At 51.3% G+C, this 16,504-nt stretch carries 12 protein-coding genes; 11 read left to right on the top strand and 1 reads right to left on the bottom strand.

Annotation, left to right across the window (positions count from 1 at the left end; translation table 11 throughout):
* The first annotated feature begins 11 nt into the window (after positions 1-11).
* The 7 genes from efeO to HMPREF2958_RS06480 all read left to right on the top strand — a co-directional run bounded on the left by efeO (position 12) and on the right by HMPREF2958_RS06480 (position 9,245).
* On the top strand, positions 12-1,352 hold the full coding sequence (efeO, locus tag HMPREF2958_RS06510) for an iron uptake system protein EfeO (RefSeq protein ID WP_048778744.1): 1,341 nt from the start codon (positions 12-14) through the stop codon (positions 1,350-1,352).
* A 207-nt stretch (positions 1,353-1,559) separates the two neighbouring features.
* Positions 1,560-2,894, top strand: coding sequence for an iron uptake transporter deferrochelatase/peroxidase subunit (efeB, locus tag HMPREF2958_RS06505; RefSeq protein WP_013398783.1), 1,335 nt, complete (start codon positions 1,560-1,562; stop codon positions 2,892-2,894).
* Positions 2,895-3,045: 151 nt separating this feature from the next.
* Positions 3,046-3,567, top strand: a complete 522-nt coding sequence (locus tag HMPREF2958_RS06500; protein ID WP_239664773.1) for an ABC transporter ATPase — start codon at positions 3,046-3,048, stop codon at positions 3,565-3,567.
* Between the two features lie 278 nt (positions 3,568-3,845).
* Positions 3,846-4,973: a phenylalanine--tRNA ligase subunit alpha gene (gene pheS / locus HMPREF2958_RS06495; protein ID WP_004006296.1), complete on the top strand. Its 1,128-nt coding sequence runs from the start codon at positions 3,846-3,848 to the stop codon at positions 4,971-4,973.
* A 5-nt stretch (positions 4,974-4,978) separates the two neighbouring features.
* The gene (pheT, locus tag HMPREF2958_RS06490) at positions 4,979-7,531 is read left to right on the top strand and encodes a phenylalanine--tRNA ligase subunit beta (RefSeq protein WP_070697428.1); all 2,553 of its coding nucleotides are present in this window, start codon (positions 4,979-4,981) and stop codon (positions 7,529-7,531) included.
* A 211-nt stretch (positions 7,532-7,742) separates the two neighbouring features.
* Complete coding sequence (locus HMPREF2958_RS06485; protein WP_004006298.1) at positions 7,743-8,504, top strand: hypothetical protein; 762 nt, start codon at positions 7,743-7,745, stop codon at positions 8,502-8,504.
* 258 nt (positions 8,505-8,762) lie between these two features.
* The gene (locus HMPREF2958_RS06480) at positions 8,763-9,245 is read left to right on the top strand and encodes an arginine repressor (protein ID WP_048751575.1); all 483 of its coding nucleotides are present in this window, start codon (positions 8,763-8,765) and stop codon (positions 9,243-9,245) included.
* A 112-nt stretch (positions 9,246-9,357) separates the two neighbouring features.
* On the opposite strand, the gene HMPREF2958_RS06475 is transcribed toward HMPREF2958_RS06480, so the two are convergent.
* The gene (locus tag HMPREF2958_RS06475; RefSeq protein WP_070697426.1) at positions 9,358-9,795 is read right to left on the bottom strand and encodes an ankyrin repeat domain-containing protein; all 438 of its coding nucleotides are present in this window, start codon (positions 9,793-9,795) and stop codon (positions 9,358-9,360) included.
* A gap of 254 nt (positions 9,796-10,049) precedes the next feature.
* On the opposite strand from HMPREF2958_RS06475, the gene HMPREF2958_RS06470 reads away from it, so the two are divergent.
* The 4 genes from HMPREF2958_RS06470 (at position 10,050) to tyrS (ending at position 16,200) form a co-directional block, all read left to right on the top strand.
* Positions 10,050-11,654, top strand: coding sequence for an AMP-binding protein (locus HMPREF2958_RS06470; protein ID WP_070697424.1), 1,605 nt, complete (start codon positions 10,050-10,052; stop codon positions 11,652-11,654).
* A 96-nt stretch (positions 11,655-11,750) separates the two neighbouring features.
* The gene (locus HMPREF2958_RS06465; protein WP_070523260.1) at positions 11,751-12,296 is read left to right on the top strand and encodes an adenine phosphoribosyltransferase; all 546 of its coding nucleotides are present in this window, start codon (positions 11,751-11,753) and stop codon (positions 12,294-12,296) included.
* Between the two features lie 126 nt (positions 12,297-12,422).
* Complete coding sequence (locus HMPREF2958_RS06460) at positions 12,423-14,753, top strand: HelD family protein (protein ID WP_070697423.1); 2,331 nt, start codon at positions 12,423-12,425, stop codon at positions 14,751-14,753.
* A 142-nt stretch (positions 14,754-14,895) separates the two neighbouring features.
* Positions 14,896-16,200 (top strand): tyrosine--tRNA ligase, encoded by a 1,305-nt coding sequence (tyrS, locus tag HMPREF2958_RS06455; protein WP_070697421.1) that lies wholly within the window; start codon positions 14,896-14,898, stop codon positions 16,198-16,200.
* Positions 16,201-16,504: the final 304 nt, after the last annotated feature.

Below are 16,504 nucleotides of genomic sequence, written 5' to 3'. Positions count from 1 at the left end.
AGGAAAACACAATGCGAAAGTCCCTATACTCCGCAGGTGCCCTGCTGTCAGTCGGCGCTATTGCGCTGACCGGGTGCACGCCCAATAGCGCGAATAACGCCTCAGGTGGTTCTGGCGGAACCGCTGACGGTTCCATCTCGGTTACTTCAACCGATACCGAGTGCAAGCTTTCTGCCACTGAAGTTAAAGCTGGTAAAGTCACCTTCAAGGTAAAGAACGAAGGCTCGAAAGTGACCGAGTTCTACGTCCTAGGCTCCGACGGACTGCGCATTATTTCTGAGGTCGAAAACATTGGTCCCAACCTTTCTCGTGATCTCACTGTTGAACTTCCTGAAGGCTCGTATAAGACAGCCTGCAAGCCCGGTATGGTTGGCGACGGCATCAAGGGTGATCTTAAAGTTGTCAAGAACGAGAGCGCTCAGCCCATCTCTGCTGATGAGCAGGCTATGCGCGATACCGCAGTTACGCAATACTCTTCATACGTGAAAGACCAGGTCGAGGCGCTTAAAACCGATACTGACGAGTTCGCCAAGCTCTACCAAGAAGGCAAGAACGAGGAGGCAAAAGCTAAGTACGCGGCGGCCCGTATACATTACGAGCGCATCGAGCCCATTGCGGAAAGCTACGGTGAGACCCTAGACCTCAAGCTGGATGCGCGTGAAACCGATCTCGAAGAAGGTAAGATTCAGGAGTGGACCGGTTGGCACAAGATCGAGAAAGACTTGTGGCAGCCTAAGGCAGACGCCAACGGCGGAAAAGAATACAAGCCGCTTACCACTGAAGAACGTAAACAAGTCAGCGAAACGCTCGTGAAGGACACCCAAGAGCTGTACGATTACGTGCATTCGGATAAGTTTAAGCTTGATGCTTTCCAGATCTCCAATGGTGCGAAAGAGCTCTTGGACGAGGTTGTCAACACCAAACTGACCGGTGAGGAAGAGAACTGGTCACACACTGACCTCTCCGATTTCCAGGGTAACGTAGATGGTGCGAAGGTGGACTACGAAAACCTTCTGCCGATTCTGCAGAAGAAGAACCCTGAGCTTGCCAAGACTCTGCAAGAGAAATTCGACGCCGTGCAGAAGATCCTGGATAAGTACAAGCAGGGCGACGGTTTCAAGCCCTATAACGAGCTGAGCAAAGAAGAAGTCCGTGAGCTCTCCGATGCCGTGACTGCGCTCGCAGAGCCTGTCTCGCAGATGACTGAGACCGTGGCAGGCGGTGAGTCCGCTGAGGGCAAGAGCGATGATACTTCTTCTTCGAAGCCGGCTGCGTCATCTGAGTCCTCCGCTGGAGCTTCGCAGGATGCTTCCGAGCCAGCGGCAGGTACCTCATCGGCAACAGCTAAGTAACGTATCAGCATTTCAACGTACAGATCCTGATCACACAGGGGATTGATGGCGTTGAGAGATGCTGCCTAGATGCTGAGCCGTCCGTGAGCGTTTCTACATTCGCGAGATAATCGCGGATACAGAGACACTTGCGGGCGGTCGGTTCTCAAATACTCAACTGACACACAGTTGTCATATAATCTCCAAAATATTTAGGGAGAATATCTCATGCGTGAAGAAAAGACACCCACGACACAGGTTCAGCAATCCCACACTGCTGACCAGTCAGACGTATCTCGTGGTACCAGTCGACGGACTCTGATGACGGGCGCAGGTATAGCGGCTGCCTCTGTGGCAACTGTAGGCGCTCTTGCTGGATGTTCCGCAGAAGACCAAAAAAATGCTGAGGCCTCGGGTAAGTCTGCTGTTAAAGACTCATATTCTTTCTTTGGTGAGCATCAGAGTGGTATCTCGACAGATGCCCAAGACCGCATGTATTTCGCGGCTCTCACTCTTAAAACCACATCGAAGGATGAGATTAAGAAGCTTTTTAAAGAATGGTCAGAAGCATCGCGTAAACTCATGGCGGGAGAAATCGTGGGGGAGGACTCCTCCTATGAAGCACCTCCAAAAGATACAGGCGAAGCTATGGATCTTTCTGCTGGGCATCTAACTATCACCTTTGGCTTGGGGCGATCGTTTTTCGTGGATTCAGAAGGCAAAGATACGTACGGGTTTAAAGATAAACTTCCGCCCGCCTTGGTAGACATTCCCAAGATGGCGGGGGATGTCATAGAACCCGAACGAAGCGGCGGCGATCTGTGTATTCAAGCCTGTGCTGATGATCCCCAGGTGGCTTTTCACGCTATCCGAAACCTAGTGCGTATTGCTGCGGGTCGTGCCGTTGTAGCGTGGAGCCAGCTCGGATTTGGGCGTACCGCATCCACGTCAAGTACGCAGGATACCCCGCGCAACCTCTTCGGGTTCAAAGACGGTACCAACAATATTAAGGTTCAGAATCCAGAGTTGTTGGAAAAGCATGTCTGGGCTTCAAAATCTAATTCGGAGGGGCACCCCGATTGGATGGACGGCGGCACCTACCTTGCGGCACGCCGCATCCGCATGATTATCGAGACATGGGACCGCTCCCGGCTACGGGAACAAGAAGAAATCGTGGGGCGCACCAAAGTAACAGGCGCGCCGCTGTCAGGCGGTGAAGAATTTACCGCTCCGGATTTTAATATGAAGGGCAAATACGGTCCCATTATTCCCGATGATTCGCATATGCGCCTGATGCATCCAGACCAAAACAACGGGGTGCAGATGCTTCGTCGTGGGTATAACTACACGGATGGTTCTGACGGGCTGGGGCACCTGGATGCCGGTCTCTTCTTTATCGCTTTTATCTGTGACCCTCGCACGCATTTTATTCCTTTGCTCAGTACCATGACGGCATCGGACGCTATGAGTGAGTATCTGCGGCATACCGGGAGCGCGGTCTTCGCTATTCCGGCAGGAGTTAAAGACGAGAACGATTTTATAGCATCAAAACTTTTTAACTAAGCTCCGTATTCAACCTTTAGCGGCTGGTCTACGTTCATATAGCGGACGTTGGCCAGCCGCTATGCGTCATATTGTGGAAATTTAATTTGTTTCCGTAAGCCCTCAGGGTACTATTGAGCTAGAAATCACATATACATCGTGGGAGACAATGATGACTACTCCAGCACCTCAGTACGATCCGAACACTTTTAGACGTGATTCAGCCCCGTCGGATACTCAAGCGATTTACATCCAAGAAGGCGGCGAATCGCACGACAGCCTATTTAATTTACCATCGAAACACCCTAAAATTTTCCGTCTTCAAGAAATTATGATTGTATCGGCGCTTTTGTGCTTTCTTCATGGTGTTATCTCAGCTTTTGCGCCAAACAACTTTAAACCGCTTGAAGGCCTTCCGGAATTTGGGGTTTGGGGCGGTCTTGTGCTTCTAGCCGTGGCAGCGGTCGTTTATCTATGGGTTTATTTCACCATTCAGAAAGGTAAACGCATCGGTCTTACTTTTGGACTGATATTTGCGATTTTGGGCGCTTTTATCGCTATTATGTCGATGATCGGCAATATTCTTAACTCCCAGCATTACGGTCTTGTTCCCATCTATGCTGGCTGGTTTATCACGAACGTCCTATGGATTCGTTCCGCTTTTGACCCCGCTGTTAAAGAGCTCCTCGTCTAAATACATAAATGACGACATAATTCCTGGCTGCATTCACAGAGGTGATGCGGCCAGGATCTATTTAAATTTAACGCTGGTTGCGCTGAGATTTTGTGGAAGGCTTTCGGCTACTCTGATCGGGAGAATGTTCTGTAGTTTTTCATGCCTAGGGCCTATAGACACAAGCTATCGTGAAAGAAGACTCCAACTGCACTAAACTAGAAAGATAGCGCGTGTCTGCGTGCCCTGCGGCGCGCCCGCCTGGTGAGAACAATGCACAAATGCAGAGAAGAGTAGTTATGACCGATTCCGTGCAGGAACATGAGAACGCGCCCGAATCAGCGCACATTCTTGCCCGTATTGCACAGGTTTTAAAAGAGAACCCTGAGAACGGTTTAGAAACCGTTCGAGAAGCCTTCGAGGCAGAACGTGAACGCGCGCAGAAAGCTCTGCGTGAGCACGCGCAAGACTTTGACTCGCTCAAGGAAGTACGTCTTGGGTTCTTTGGCGATAAAGGCAGCTTAAGCCTTGCCAACCGGCAGATGCGTGACCTTGAAAACCAGCATAAGGGGCCGGTCGGTAAACTTTTAGGACAGGCGCGTGCGGTACTCACCGAGGCTATTGAGGCCCGTACCGCAGAACTTGAAGCAGAGCGCGAGGCGCGCATCCTTGCGGAAGAAGCGGTAGATGTAACCGCTGCCACAGCACGCCATTCATTGGGTGGGCGTCACCCTGTTGCGTTGATGCAGGAAAAACTTACCGATATTTTCGTGGGTATGGGCTGGGAAGTTGCCGATGGACCGGAACTAGAGTCCGAGTGGTACAACTTTGATGCCCTGAATATTAAGCCAGATCATCCGGCACGCGAGATGCAGGATACTTTCTATGTAGAGCCTAAAGAAACGCATCTTCTTTTACGTACCCATACCTCCCCGGTACAGATGCGTTCCATGCTTACCCGTGAGCTGCCACTGTACATTGTGTGCCCTGGTCAGGTTTATCGCACAGATGAGCTTGACGCTACGCATACCCCGGTATTCCATCAGATTGAAGGCTTGGCAGTCGATAAGGGACTGACCATGGCTGATCTGAAGGGAACTCTCGAATATATGGCGCGTGCAATGTTCGGTGAAGAAGCGAAGATTCGTCTGCGTCCGAACTTCTTCCCCTTCACGGAACCTTCTGCAGAGCTCGACCTATGGCACCCCCACGCGAAAGGCGGGCCCCAGTGGATTGAGTGGGGCGGTTGCGGCATGGTGCATCCCAATGTTTTACGTGCCGCAGGCATTGACCCCAATGTATATTCGGGTTTTGCGTTCGGCATGGGTATTGAGCGTACCCTCATGTTCCGTAATAATGTCCTTGATATGCACGACATGATTGAGGGCGATATCCGTTTCTCTGAACAGTTCGGGATGGAGATTTAGACACTATGCGTATACCCCTATCATGGCTGCGCGAATTTGCGCCTGTCCCCGAGGATGCTTCGGCTGAGGACGTTCTTGCAACTCTCGTGAAGGTAGGTCTAGAGGAAGAGGATGTGCATCGTCCTACCGATGAGATTTCCGGTCCCATCGTGGTCGGTCAGGTGCTTTCACTGGAGCCCGAAACTCACTCCAACGGCAAGACCGTGAATTGGTGCCAGGTGCGCGTAGTTCCCGAAGGACAAACACAGACTCTCACCGGCAAAGGCATTGAAGAATCCGGCGTGCAGGGTATTATCTGCGGTGCCCACAACTTCAAGGTCGGCGACAAAGTCGTAGTAACTCTTCCCGGCGCCGTACTGCCCGGAAACTTCGCCATTACCGCCCGCAAAACCTATGGACATAAGTCTGCCGGTATGATTGCTTCTACCCGAGAGCTGGGGATTGGTGAAGATCACGGTGGTATTTTGGTGCTCTCTACGCTGGGTCTTGACCCGGAACTTGGTTCCGATGCATTGGAACTTTTGGGTCTGCATGACGAAGCAGCAGAGGTTAATGTGACCCCCGATCGCGGATATGCGTTTTCGATTCGCGGTATTGCCCGTGAATATGCGCATGCGACCGGAACCTCTTTTAACGACTTCGTTCTGGAATACGACGCTCGCGCCCCCAAGGCTAACTCTGAAGGCATCTCGGTACGTCTAGAGGATTCCACGCCAATTCACGATAACCCGGCAACTGTACGCTTCACCATGCGCCAGGTTAATGGTGTGGATGCAACCGCGCCAGTACCCACGTGGATGGCTTCACGCTTGCGCTTAGCGGGTGTGCGTTCTATCTCGCTGCCGGTTGATATTTCCAATTACGTGATGCTTGAGACTGGTCAGCCGCTGCACTTCTATGATGCCGATAAGGTACAGGGAGAAATCGTGGTGCGCCGAGCAGTCGCAGGGGAGAAGCTGACGACTTTGGACGGCGTTGAACGCGACTTGCATCCAGAGGACATTGTGATTACCGATGATTCTGGCGTTATCGGCCTTGCTGGTGTCATGGGTGGTGCTTCTACCGAGGTCACGACCGAGACAAAGAATATTCTGATTGAGGCGGCACGCTTTGATGAAGTTTCCATTGCGCGTACCGCGCGCCGTCATAAGCTTATCTCTGAAGCGTCTAAGCGTTTTGAACGCGGGGTAGATACGAAACTTCAGCCAGCGGCTGCCCAGCGTGCAGTTGAGCTACTTGTCGAGCTCGCAGCAGGAGTTGCAGATGCGGGGGTGACCGATGTCGTGATTTCTCGCGATCCAGTGGTCATCGACCTTCCCCGGGATTACGTGAAGAACCGCATCGGGGTGGAGTACTCACCCGAACAGATCGTCAATACTCTCACAGAAATAGGATGTGAGGTTGAGGCGACCGCGACGGGATACACCGTAAAAGCTCCTTCGTGGCGTAATGATTTGCTGGCTCCGGAAGATCTAGCGGAAGAAATTGCTCGTTTGGATGGATACGAGAATATTCCGTACACTCTACCCGTCGCTCCCGCAGGTCACGGATATACTCCGGAACAAGCCGCCCGTCGGCGAGCTGCTAATGCGCTCGCGGCAGCTGGGTTGACCGAGGTTTTCGCTTACCCCTTCGTCTCGGAGGAAGCGAATAATCTTTGGTCTTCGCCAACCGCTGGCGAAAAAGTGAACTCGGTACGGTTAGCGAACCCAATTTCTTCTGCTGAGGGATGGCTGCGTCGCTCGCTCCTGCCCGGTTTAACAGAGGTTTTGCAGCGGAATCTCTCGCGCGGTTTCAAAAACTTGAAGATTTTTGAAGCTGGCCGCGTTTTTATTCCTGGTGAACGACAGGGCTCCGCTAGTATCCCTCCTTTGGGTGAACGGCCCAGTGATGAGGTTCTTGCGGATTTGAATGCGGGTATCCCCGAGCAGCCTGTGTATTTTAGTGGCCTATTTGCTGGCGCCGAGCACGAGCCAATGCCTGGCACTCAGGCTCGTGCCTATGACTGGCGCGATGCGCTGGATGCGGCACGCCTCATAGCGGATGTTTTAGGTGTTGAGATTGTGATTGCCCAAGGAACCCATCAGGCATTCCATCCTGGACGAACCGCGCAGCTCCGCACGCAGGACGGACAAACTATTGGTTATGCTGGCGAGCTGCATCCGAAGCTCCTGCAGACCGAGAATCTCCCTGAACGTACCTGTGCTTTTGAGGTGAACTTTACTGAACTGTTTGCTTCCCGCTCGGGTGTGCCTCAGGCATCGCCTATTTACGGTTATCCGGCAGCTACTCAGGATGTTGCTCTTGTGGTCGATGAGGATATTCCTGCTTCTGAGGTAGCTCAGGCTCTTCGTGATGGCGCTGGGGAATTGCTCGAAGATTTGCGAGTCTTCGATGATTATCGTGGTCAGGGCGTCGAGAGCGGTAAAAAATCATTGGCGTTTGCTATGCGCTTCCGCGCACCTGATCGCACGCTCACTGCTGAAGAAGCAAGCGCTTCGCGTGAGGCAGCGGTTGCTGTTGCCGCGGAACGCTTTGGGGCTGTGGCGCGTGTGTAGACGCACTATGGCATAGTTCATCACTAGCGCCCCTTCGCCCGTTACGTGGATCAGAAGGGGCGCTAGCTATGTGTTCATACGAATCATGTACTTGCCAAGTTGTAGGTGAGCGTTAGAAAATCGTCACTCTGTGAAGGTTCTATCACGTCTTAACTTTCCGTAAGGCTAAGGCACCGGTACCCTAGTACAGGAAACACGATAAGGAGAGCGCATGACACAGCGTGATGACGAATACGAAGACGTCGATTACGAGGGTACTGAAGAATCCAGGGATGATTTTTTCGGCATGAGCGATGCCGACGATGAATACTACGAAGAACGACCCCACATCAACTGGGTATCGGTATTTAGCGTACTTCTGGCTATCGTGGTTGCAATCGTTCTGTGCGTTGTGGGTGTTCGTGCGCTTTTCTCCGCGAATCAGGACGCGGAATACGAGGGCAAAAGCTGGGTTATTGAAGGCAGTTATGTTGATTTGACCCCCGATTTAGAAACAGACTCGAATGTAGCGCAATATAAGGGTAATCTGCCGAAGGATAACCGCATCGACGGCATGAAATATCGCTCAAACCTGAAGGACACCTATGAGGTCCATGCGGGTGAAAATATCGATTTCCGTGGTACGCAGACTGGAACCTATGCGCAGGATTTCCCCCGTGAGGTAAGTGCTTTAGTCGCAGAGACCTCTGACCACCAGATTGAGGTTGTGCGTACCGGTGAAAAAGGAAGCGTTAAAGCGATTGAGCAGGGCAGTGTAGGTCAGCAGTATCTCGTTGGCTGGGGTAGTTTTGCGCTAGCTCTTGTTGTGTTGATCGGTGGATGCGCCTTCGGTATATGGTCTAATCGCCGCTCTCGTGTTGATTATGTAGATGTCGACGGATTCGAGGAATCTGACGACTATGAAGAGGACGATGAGGGCTACATCGTTGAGGAAGAATCTTCACAGGACGATGTAGAGTCGCGGCAAAAGTAGCACAGTAGTAGGCTGAACCTGACCTTGTAGAATATGCGAGGTCAGGTTCCGCTTTTGTATGCGGGAATAGAGGATATAAAGTCCACAAAGTATGCTAGGAACGTAAAAGTTTTCAAATAAAGTTGCGCATAATCGATATTTAGGTCGCATAATTATGTGTATATGTATTATCTTTGAGTATTGAGAGCGGTGCGGTACCTCGTGGGGTCCGTGACTAGACTCAACCTGTGGTTGGAACCGAAGGAAGTAGAAGACAAAATGCCTTTCCCCTCGACAAAAATCGCGCGTCAGGCACGTATCGTGGAATTGTTGCAGACCCGCCGTGTACGTTCTCAGGCTGAGCTGGCGCAATATCTTACCGATGACGGTATGAAAGTTACTCAGGCTACGCTCTCACGTGATCTTGTAGAAATTGGTGCTGAACGTATTCGTGATGAGGGTGCTGGTCTCATATATGCTGTTCCAAACTATCCTGCGCGTCGTGGGGGAGGGGCAGCTCCCGATGCACGCATGATTTCGCTCTTTAAAGAGCTGCTTATCACGGCGGAAGGCTCGGGCAATATTACGGTTTTGCGTACCCCACCCGGTGCCGCGCAATTCCTAGCGTCCTCTATCGATCAGAGCGGCTTAGAGGCAATTCTTGGCACAATAGCTGGAGACGATACCGTAATGGTAATATCCCGCGATCCTGCTGGTGGACAGGAACTTGCAGCTAGTTTCTTGGCATGGTCTACAAACTAATAAAAGACTTTATTGAATATTCAGATACGGTGAATGCCGTGTAAAGCTATGGTTTGCATGAGGCGGTGGGCGCAAAATTGAGACGTGATGGTTTGTTCCCGCTGCCTCTGTGCTATTCAGCGGTTGATGCTGCCGCAGCGAGAAGTTCTTGCATACTCGGTAGGTCGAAGAACCGGGCAACATCTGCGGGGGTTTGTGTACCTAAAGACGCATTGGCGCCAGCATCAAGAAGTAACTGAGAGATAGTGAGGTTATCGCGGAATACCGCGCAGACTAACGCCGTTTGCCCACGGTCATTGAGACGATCTAGGTCTGCACCCGCTTTGAGAAGAACGCGCACGATTTCTTCATGCTCATGGTAAGCGGCAAGGATGAGGAGGGTGTCTCCGTGGGAGTTTGTGAGATTTACCGGTATGCCTTGATCGAGGAGCGACTGGAGCGCAATAGGCTTATTATTGCGGGCAAGGTCAAAGATCGAATTGAGGAATTCGAGCTCTTGGTCTTTTAGCTCGGGGGAGACTTGAGATGATGTTGAAAAGTTATCGGTCATGGAGGCTTCCTGCATAGGAGATTATCGTTTATTTTGATTCATTCATAAATACTATTACGAATTTATCAGAATACAAATTTGTTGAATAAATGTGACCGGTAAAAAGCTCGGTTTATAGGTATGCTGTAAACTTTGCCTGAGATTGACGGGTTTAGAATGGAGAAGGCTAAACAAACGCCATATTGTGCTGTTAGCACTACCGAGTTAGAGCTTTTTCATGCTACGCAAGAACATACAACAGGAATAAAGAAACGATGCCCGTTACTGTTGAGAATGCCTCCGCCCCTGAACCGGCAACATCGCACAATATTGCACGTCTGCTCGCAAGCCGCATACACGAGAACACTCCAGCGCTAGTATTTTCAGCCTCCTCGAATATCGCTACGGTGACATATCGAAAACTGGGGCAGGCGGCGGCTCGGGTACAGACACATCTGCGAAAATGTGGTGTGAAGGAAGGCGATCGAGTAGCGCTCTCTTTGCCTAATGTTCCCCTGATGCCCGCTCTATACTATGGCATTCTGGCAAGCGGTGCTCTCTGTGTTCCGTTAAACCCTCTGCTGAGTGGTGCCGAGCTTGAACATCATCTGCAGGATAGCGGCGCTACCATGCTCTTTGCCTGGGAAGGAACCCGCCTAGCGGCTGAAGCACACCAAGTGCCCCTCGTGTGTGACGGAACTGTGCATCTTGAGATATTAGGCGGCACCAGTGCAGACCCTCAATCTTCATTAGCTCCCTTTGGAATAGACCATCCGTCTGAACCAGAACTCAAATTATGCCCCGTAAGCCCGGCGGATCCGGCGCTTATTCTCTATACCTCGGGAACTACGGGAAAGCCCAAGGGCGCAACCCTAACGCACGCTAATATTCTGAGCAATGCCCAAAGCTGTGCTCAAGTGTTCGGATTTACCGCTGAAGATATTATTTTTGGTGGCTTACCTCTTTTTCATGCTTTTGGGCAAACAGTCACCCTCAACGCGGCATGCGCTGCTGGCTCAACCATCGCTCTTTTGCCAAGGTTCACCCCCGAAGAGGCAATCAAACTCATCGACCAAGCCGATGTGACGGTTCTTGCAGCAGTACCCAGTATGTATGTGGCGCTTATAGCCGCACTCGAAGAAAACCCGTCTAACGCTCGCCAGCTGAAAGGACGCATCCGATTTGGTATTTCTGGAGGCTCACCACTGCCCGCATCTGCGCACAGTGCATTTGATGCGTTAATTTCCTGTCCTATATATGAAGGGTATGGGCTGAGCGAAACCTCACCAGTTGTCAGTTTTAATCAGGCCCAGTTTGGGCACGTAACTGGCTCCGTCGGACGTGTGCTTCCGGGAGTGCAGGTGCAGATACGTGACGATGAAGGTCGGTCTTTACCTGCAGGAACTCATGGGCAGCTTTGGGTTTCGGGCGAAAATATCATGGCGGGATACTGGAATAACCCTCAGGCTACGGACGAGGTTTTCGACGGTACATGGTTTGCCACCGGAGATATAGCTCGTCTGGATAACAACGGCAATATTTATATTGTGGACCGCATTAAAGACATGGTGCTGCGTAATGGGTATTCCGTTTATCCTCGTGAAATAGAGGATGTTCTTCAAGCGCATCCGCAGGTTCGAGCCGTTGCCGTTATTGGTTTTGATGATGCACTCGTTGGCGAGGAGATTACAGCTGTTGTCGTCTCTCGCGGGCAGAAGGATGATGAATCGCTGATTCAAGAATTAGATACTCTCGCGCGTGAGAAACTCGCTGCCTATAAGTATCCGCGCCATTATCGAATTGTAGATTCCATGCCGTTGGGGCCCACTGGAAAAATCCTTAAACATGAACTACGTGCCATGTTTATCGAAAAAAGGTAGAATTCTTGAGGCTGTCAAAGCCACCGTGTCGCATTAATTCTGCGGCGAACATACATCGACTGATCCCAAACCCGCTGACCTCCGAAAGAGAGAGTAATGAACGTTTCTGCGCTCGCATCCATGCAAGAGCTTATTCCGGCGGCATGCGCAACCATTCAGGATTACCCACATCAGGGAATCCTGTTCTACGACGTCACCACTCTCTTTGCAAACGCTGAGGTTTTTAAAGCATCTATTGACGAGATAGCACGGCTTTTTGAAGGTACTTATGACGTTGTCGCTGGTGTAGAAGCCCGTGGTTTTCTTATGGCTTCAGCGCTTGCTTATGCCTCCGGCAAAGGCATTATGACGGTACGTAAGGCTGGTAAGCTGCCCCGTGAAACATACCGCGAAGAATATGAGCTTGAGTATGGTACTGCAGCTATCGAGATTCACTGTCATGATTTCGCACCGGGAACCCGCGTGCTTCTACTCGACGATATCTTGGCAACCGGTGGCACGCTGGTGGCTGCCGCGAAGCTTATTGAACGTGCGGAGCTGAAAGTAGCAGGAATTGGCACTCTCTTGGAGCTCAAAGGTTTGGGCGGGCGTGAAGCTCTGGCGCAATACCGAGTAGAAACTTTAAGTGTAGTTTCTGAGTAACGTCCTGCCTCAAAGCACATAGACATAGCTTTTGAGCGTGCATATAACCCTGTAAAATAGGTACTCTGTTTTCGGCATCGCCGTAAATCGTGAGTTAATCGGCGTTATGCCGTTAAAGGAGTTTTTATGCCCGCAGAAACATCTAAGAATGTTTCCGAGAATGTTGCTACACGTGTCTTTGCGCAGCAGCTTGCCCAAGAACGCGAACATGTTGCAAAAATCTATGCACGACTAGATGATTTACGGGAAGAAACCTCACAAAAACTCGCGGATGTTCGCAAGAATCAGGCGGTTGGTGGGCATCAAAACCGTTCCGAACGGGACTCTTTTGCCACTCATTACGAAGATCGCCTGGCCCAGCTTAACGCAGTGGATGCGCGGCTTGTTTTTGGCCGTCTTGACCTTACAAAAGACGGAGCCGATGAGGTTCGGTATATCGGCCGTTTAGGAATTATGGATAGCGACCAGAAGCGGCTTTTGATGGATTGGCGTGCCCCCGAGGCCGGCACGTTCTATCAGGCTACGGCGTTTAATCCGTTAGGGGTTCGGCGTCGGCGGCATCTGATGCTGGAGGGACGTACCGTCACCAACATCGAAGATGAGGTGTTCGACTCCGAATTACTTCAGGATAGCGACACTTTGCATGGTGAAGGTGCGCTTCTCGCGGCTTTAAATAAGAAACGTACCGGGCGGATGAATGATATCGTCGCAACCATCCAAGCCGAGCAGGATGCGATTATTCGTTCCGAACTGCCCGGCGTTCGGGTTGTTCAGGGCGGGCCAGGTACCGGTAAAACTGCAGTTGCTCTGCATCGTGCGGCATATTTGCTGTATACAAATCGAGAACGCCTCGCTAAAGCGGGTGTATTAGTGGTAGGACCGTCGCATTCATTCATGTGGTACATTGAGCGTGTTCTGCCTTCTCTGGGGGAAACCGGAGTGGTCATGGCTTCCTTGGCAACACTGTACCCTGGGCTTCGCGCTGTACCAGAGCACGATCGTCGTATCGCTGCGCTTAAGGGTGATTTGCGCATGGTAGAGGTAATCAAGAAAGCAGTTGAAGATCGCCAAAAAGTTCCTGAGCGGGAACAGCGCCTCAACGTTGAGGGCACTGATGTTGTTCTTACTCCACAGATGGTACGTTCAGCACGTTCTCGGGCTCGTGCTACTGGAAAACCACATAATGAAGCTCGCGAGACGTTCGTCAAAATTTTGCTTAAGGAACTGACGAGCGTGCTGGACGATCAGCTTAATAAAGCCGCCGGTCGCATTGTGGACCGCCCTTATTTACAAGATGATGTGCGTGCTTCTTTGGATGTACGACGTGCTCTTAACCTTGCCTGGATGCCGCTTTCACCTGAAACGCTGGTGCGTTCCCTGTTCTCGAAACAGCAATATCTAGAGTCCGCAACTCAGAATTTTACTGAGGCAGAAAGGGAGCTTCTCAAACGCCCTGCCGATGCTCCTTTGACTGAGGCTGATGTTCCCTTACTGGATGAAGCTGCGGAGCTTCTCGGTGATTTCTCCCGGGTCACGGGTGCGGCAGCAGCAGCGCGCGCAGAGGCTGAGCATCGAGCTAACCTTGAGAATGCTTCAAAAGCACTTGAGAATGTGCATCAGACACTCGCCGATATTGGCGCAGACGGCGTTGTTACGGCCGAGCAGATCGCCGCTCTCAACGAGGTAGGTATCAATCGTATGACTGCTGCAGCTGCGGCACAGGCGGATCGCACCTGGGCCTATGGGCATATTGTTGTGGATGAAGCGCAAGAGCTTTCGCCTATGCAATGGCGCTTGCTGATGCGACGATGCCCCATGAAATCGTTTACGGTAGTGGGAGATATTGCGCAGGCATCTTCAGCCTCTGCCGCTTCATCGTGGTCTCAGGCTCTTGAACCTTTTGTAGGGGAGCGGTTTACCCTTGAAGAATTGACGATTAACTACCGTACCCCGGCGCAAATTGCGGATGCCGCAGTCGCCGTTGCACGCGAAGCCGGGTATGAAGTGTCAGCACCTCGTGCTGTGCGTGAAGGACAATGGGCACCTTTTATCCATCGGGTACCCCAGGAACACGTGGTTGCTGAGACTGTCCAGCGCGTGAGTGATGAGGTTGCCCTGGGAGATGGGGCTCTTATCGGAGTAGTCTGTTCCCCTGCCCAGTACACACAGGTGGCGCGTGCAGTTATGGAAACACATGCGGATCGTACAGGAACCGCTGAGGACGCCGTCGAAAATCAGGTTCTTGTCTTGACTCCTTGGGAAGCTAAAGGGCTTGAGTTTGATGTTGTCATCATCGTGGAACCGCAGCAGCTTCTTGACGATGCACAAGGTGCTGTAGGTGATCTATATGTATCAATGACTCGCCCCACACAGCGGCTTCATCTGGTAGGAACCTCAATGCCCGCAGGTCTAGATGCTGAAGAACCGGATCTGCCCAGTCGTAAAGTGGACCTGTAAGTAGTGTTGGCATGTATCGCAGGTAGCGACGTAGTGCTAGGCTATAACTATCAATCCTGGGTGTACTTACTATGTGCAGGCTGTGTTCTGCAAATCAAATATTTCTACACCGTATGTCATGGAACGGAGAACATAGAGAACCATGTCTGCCGACATCCTTAATGCGCAGCACAATGACGACACGTTCGAGAACATTTGGCAGGAGCTCAAATGGCGCGGACTCGTGCATGTGAGTACTGACGAAGAGGCACTCGAAAAAGCATTGAGCGATGAAAAGCTTACATTCTATACCGGGTACGATCCTACCGCCGCATCCTTACATTTGGGGCACCTTGTGCAGCTTTTGGTAATGCGTCGTCTGCAACTTGCCGGGCACTACCCCCTAGGTCTGGTGGGCGGTTTTACTGGCCTAATCGGAGACCCCCGGCAGACATCGGAGCGCGTACTTAATTCCCGAGAAGTCGTTGCTGAATGGGTTCAATCTCTACAGTCTCAGATTGAGCGTTTTCTTTCGTTTGAGGGTGATAATGCGGCTCGTATGGTGAATAATTTGGATTGGGGCGGGCAGCTTTCGGCTATCGATTTCTTGCGCGATATTGGTAAGCATTTTCGTGTGGGCACGATGGTCAAGAAGGAAATTGTTGCTAAACGCCTAAACTCTGAAGAAGGAATTTCTTACACCGAGTTCTCGTACCAAATCTTGCAGGGCTTGGATTATCTTGAGCTTAACCGTCAGTACGGATGCACTTTACAAACCGGTGGTTCTGACCAGTGGGGTAATCTCACCAGCGGCACCGAGCTGATTCGCAAGGTCGAGGGAAAAACCGTTCATGCTATTGGAACCCCTCTGATTACAAACTCTGATGGTACGAAGTTTGGTAAGAGCGAAGGCAACGCAATTTGGCTGAACCCCGAGATGTGTTCTCCATATGCCTTTTACCAGTTCTGGCTTAATACCGCTGATGCGGATGTAATAGATCGTTTGAAGGTCTTTACTTTCTTGACTCGTGCGGAGATTGGCGAATACGAGCATAAGGTCGAAGCCGAAGCGTACAAGCGTGAAGCACAGAAACGGCTTGCTTATGAGGTTACGGCCCTTGTTCACGGTGTTGAACCTACGGAACAGGCCATAGCGGCTTCGGAAGCCCTTTTTGGCAAGGGAGATTTTGCGGCCTTGGACGAGAGCACTCTTCAGGCTGTAATGGATGAGCTGCCTTCGGTTGAGCTTTCTTCGGATCGGCTGGATCTGATTACTGCGCTTACGGAGCTTGGTTTTGCCTCTTCCAAGTCTGAGGCGCGACGCATCCTGAAAGAAGGCGGCGCATCTGTCAATGGTGTGAAGGTTCAAGGTGAAGATGCCCTGATCTCATCTGAGCAGCTTGTGCACGGTAAGTATGCAATCGTGCGTCGGGGCAAGAAAAACCAGGGCGCGATTACCGTAGTATAGGGTTTACTATTCCCGTTTACCACAGGATCTTGAAGGGTTTCTATACGGTTCGATGTATGGAAACCCTTCATCTATATCTTCAGTATGGTGGTCTAGAGGGAAAAGAATATCTTAGCGATTCGAGTTTTTGAGGTGACATGACGGGAATACGCGCTTTTCAAGAACAGTGAAGAGCTGCGTAGTTTCGGGGGTCTTTCGCCCCCCAACCAGCACTGTAGAATTTATAGATATCTGACTAGTATTTTTGTGAGTGTTCTATATCATTACTCCTCGGGTTGCGGTGGTGGGTGTGGGTGTGTATAGT

This window comes from Rothia sp. HMSC036D11 (assembly GCF_001814205.1).
In the GTDB taxonomy this organism is placed as follows: domain Bacteria; phylum Actinomycetota; class Actinomycetes; order Actinomycetales; family Micrococcaceae; genus Rothia; species Rothia dentocariosa.
Note: the sequence above shows the minus strand (reverse complement) of the source record. Positions and strands in the feature narration are given on the sequence as shown.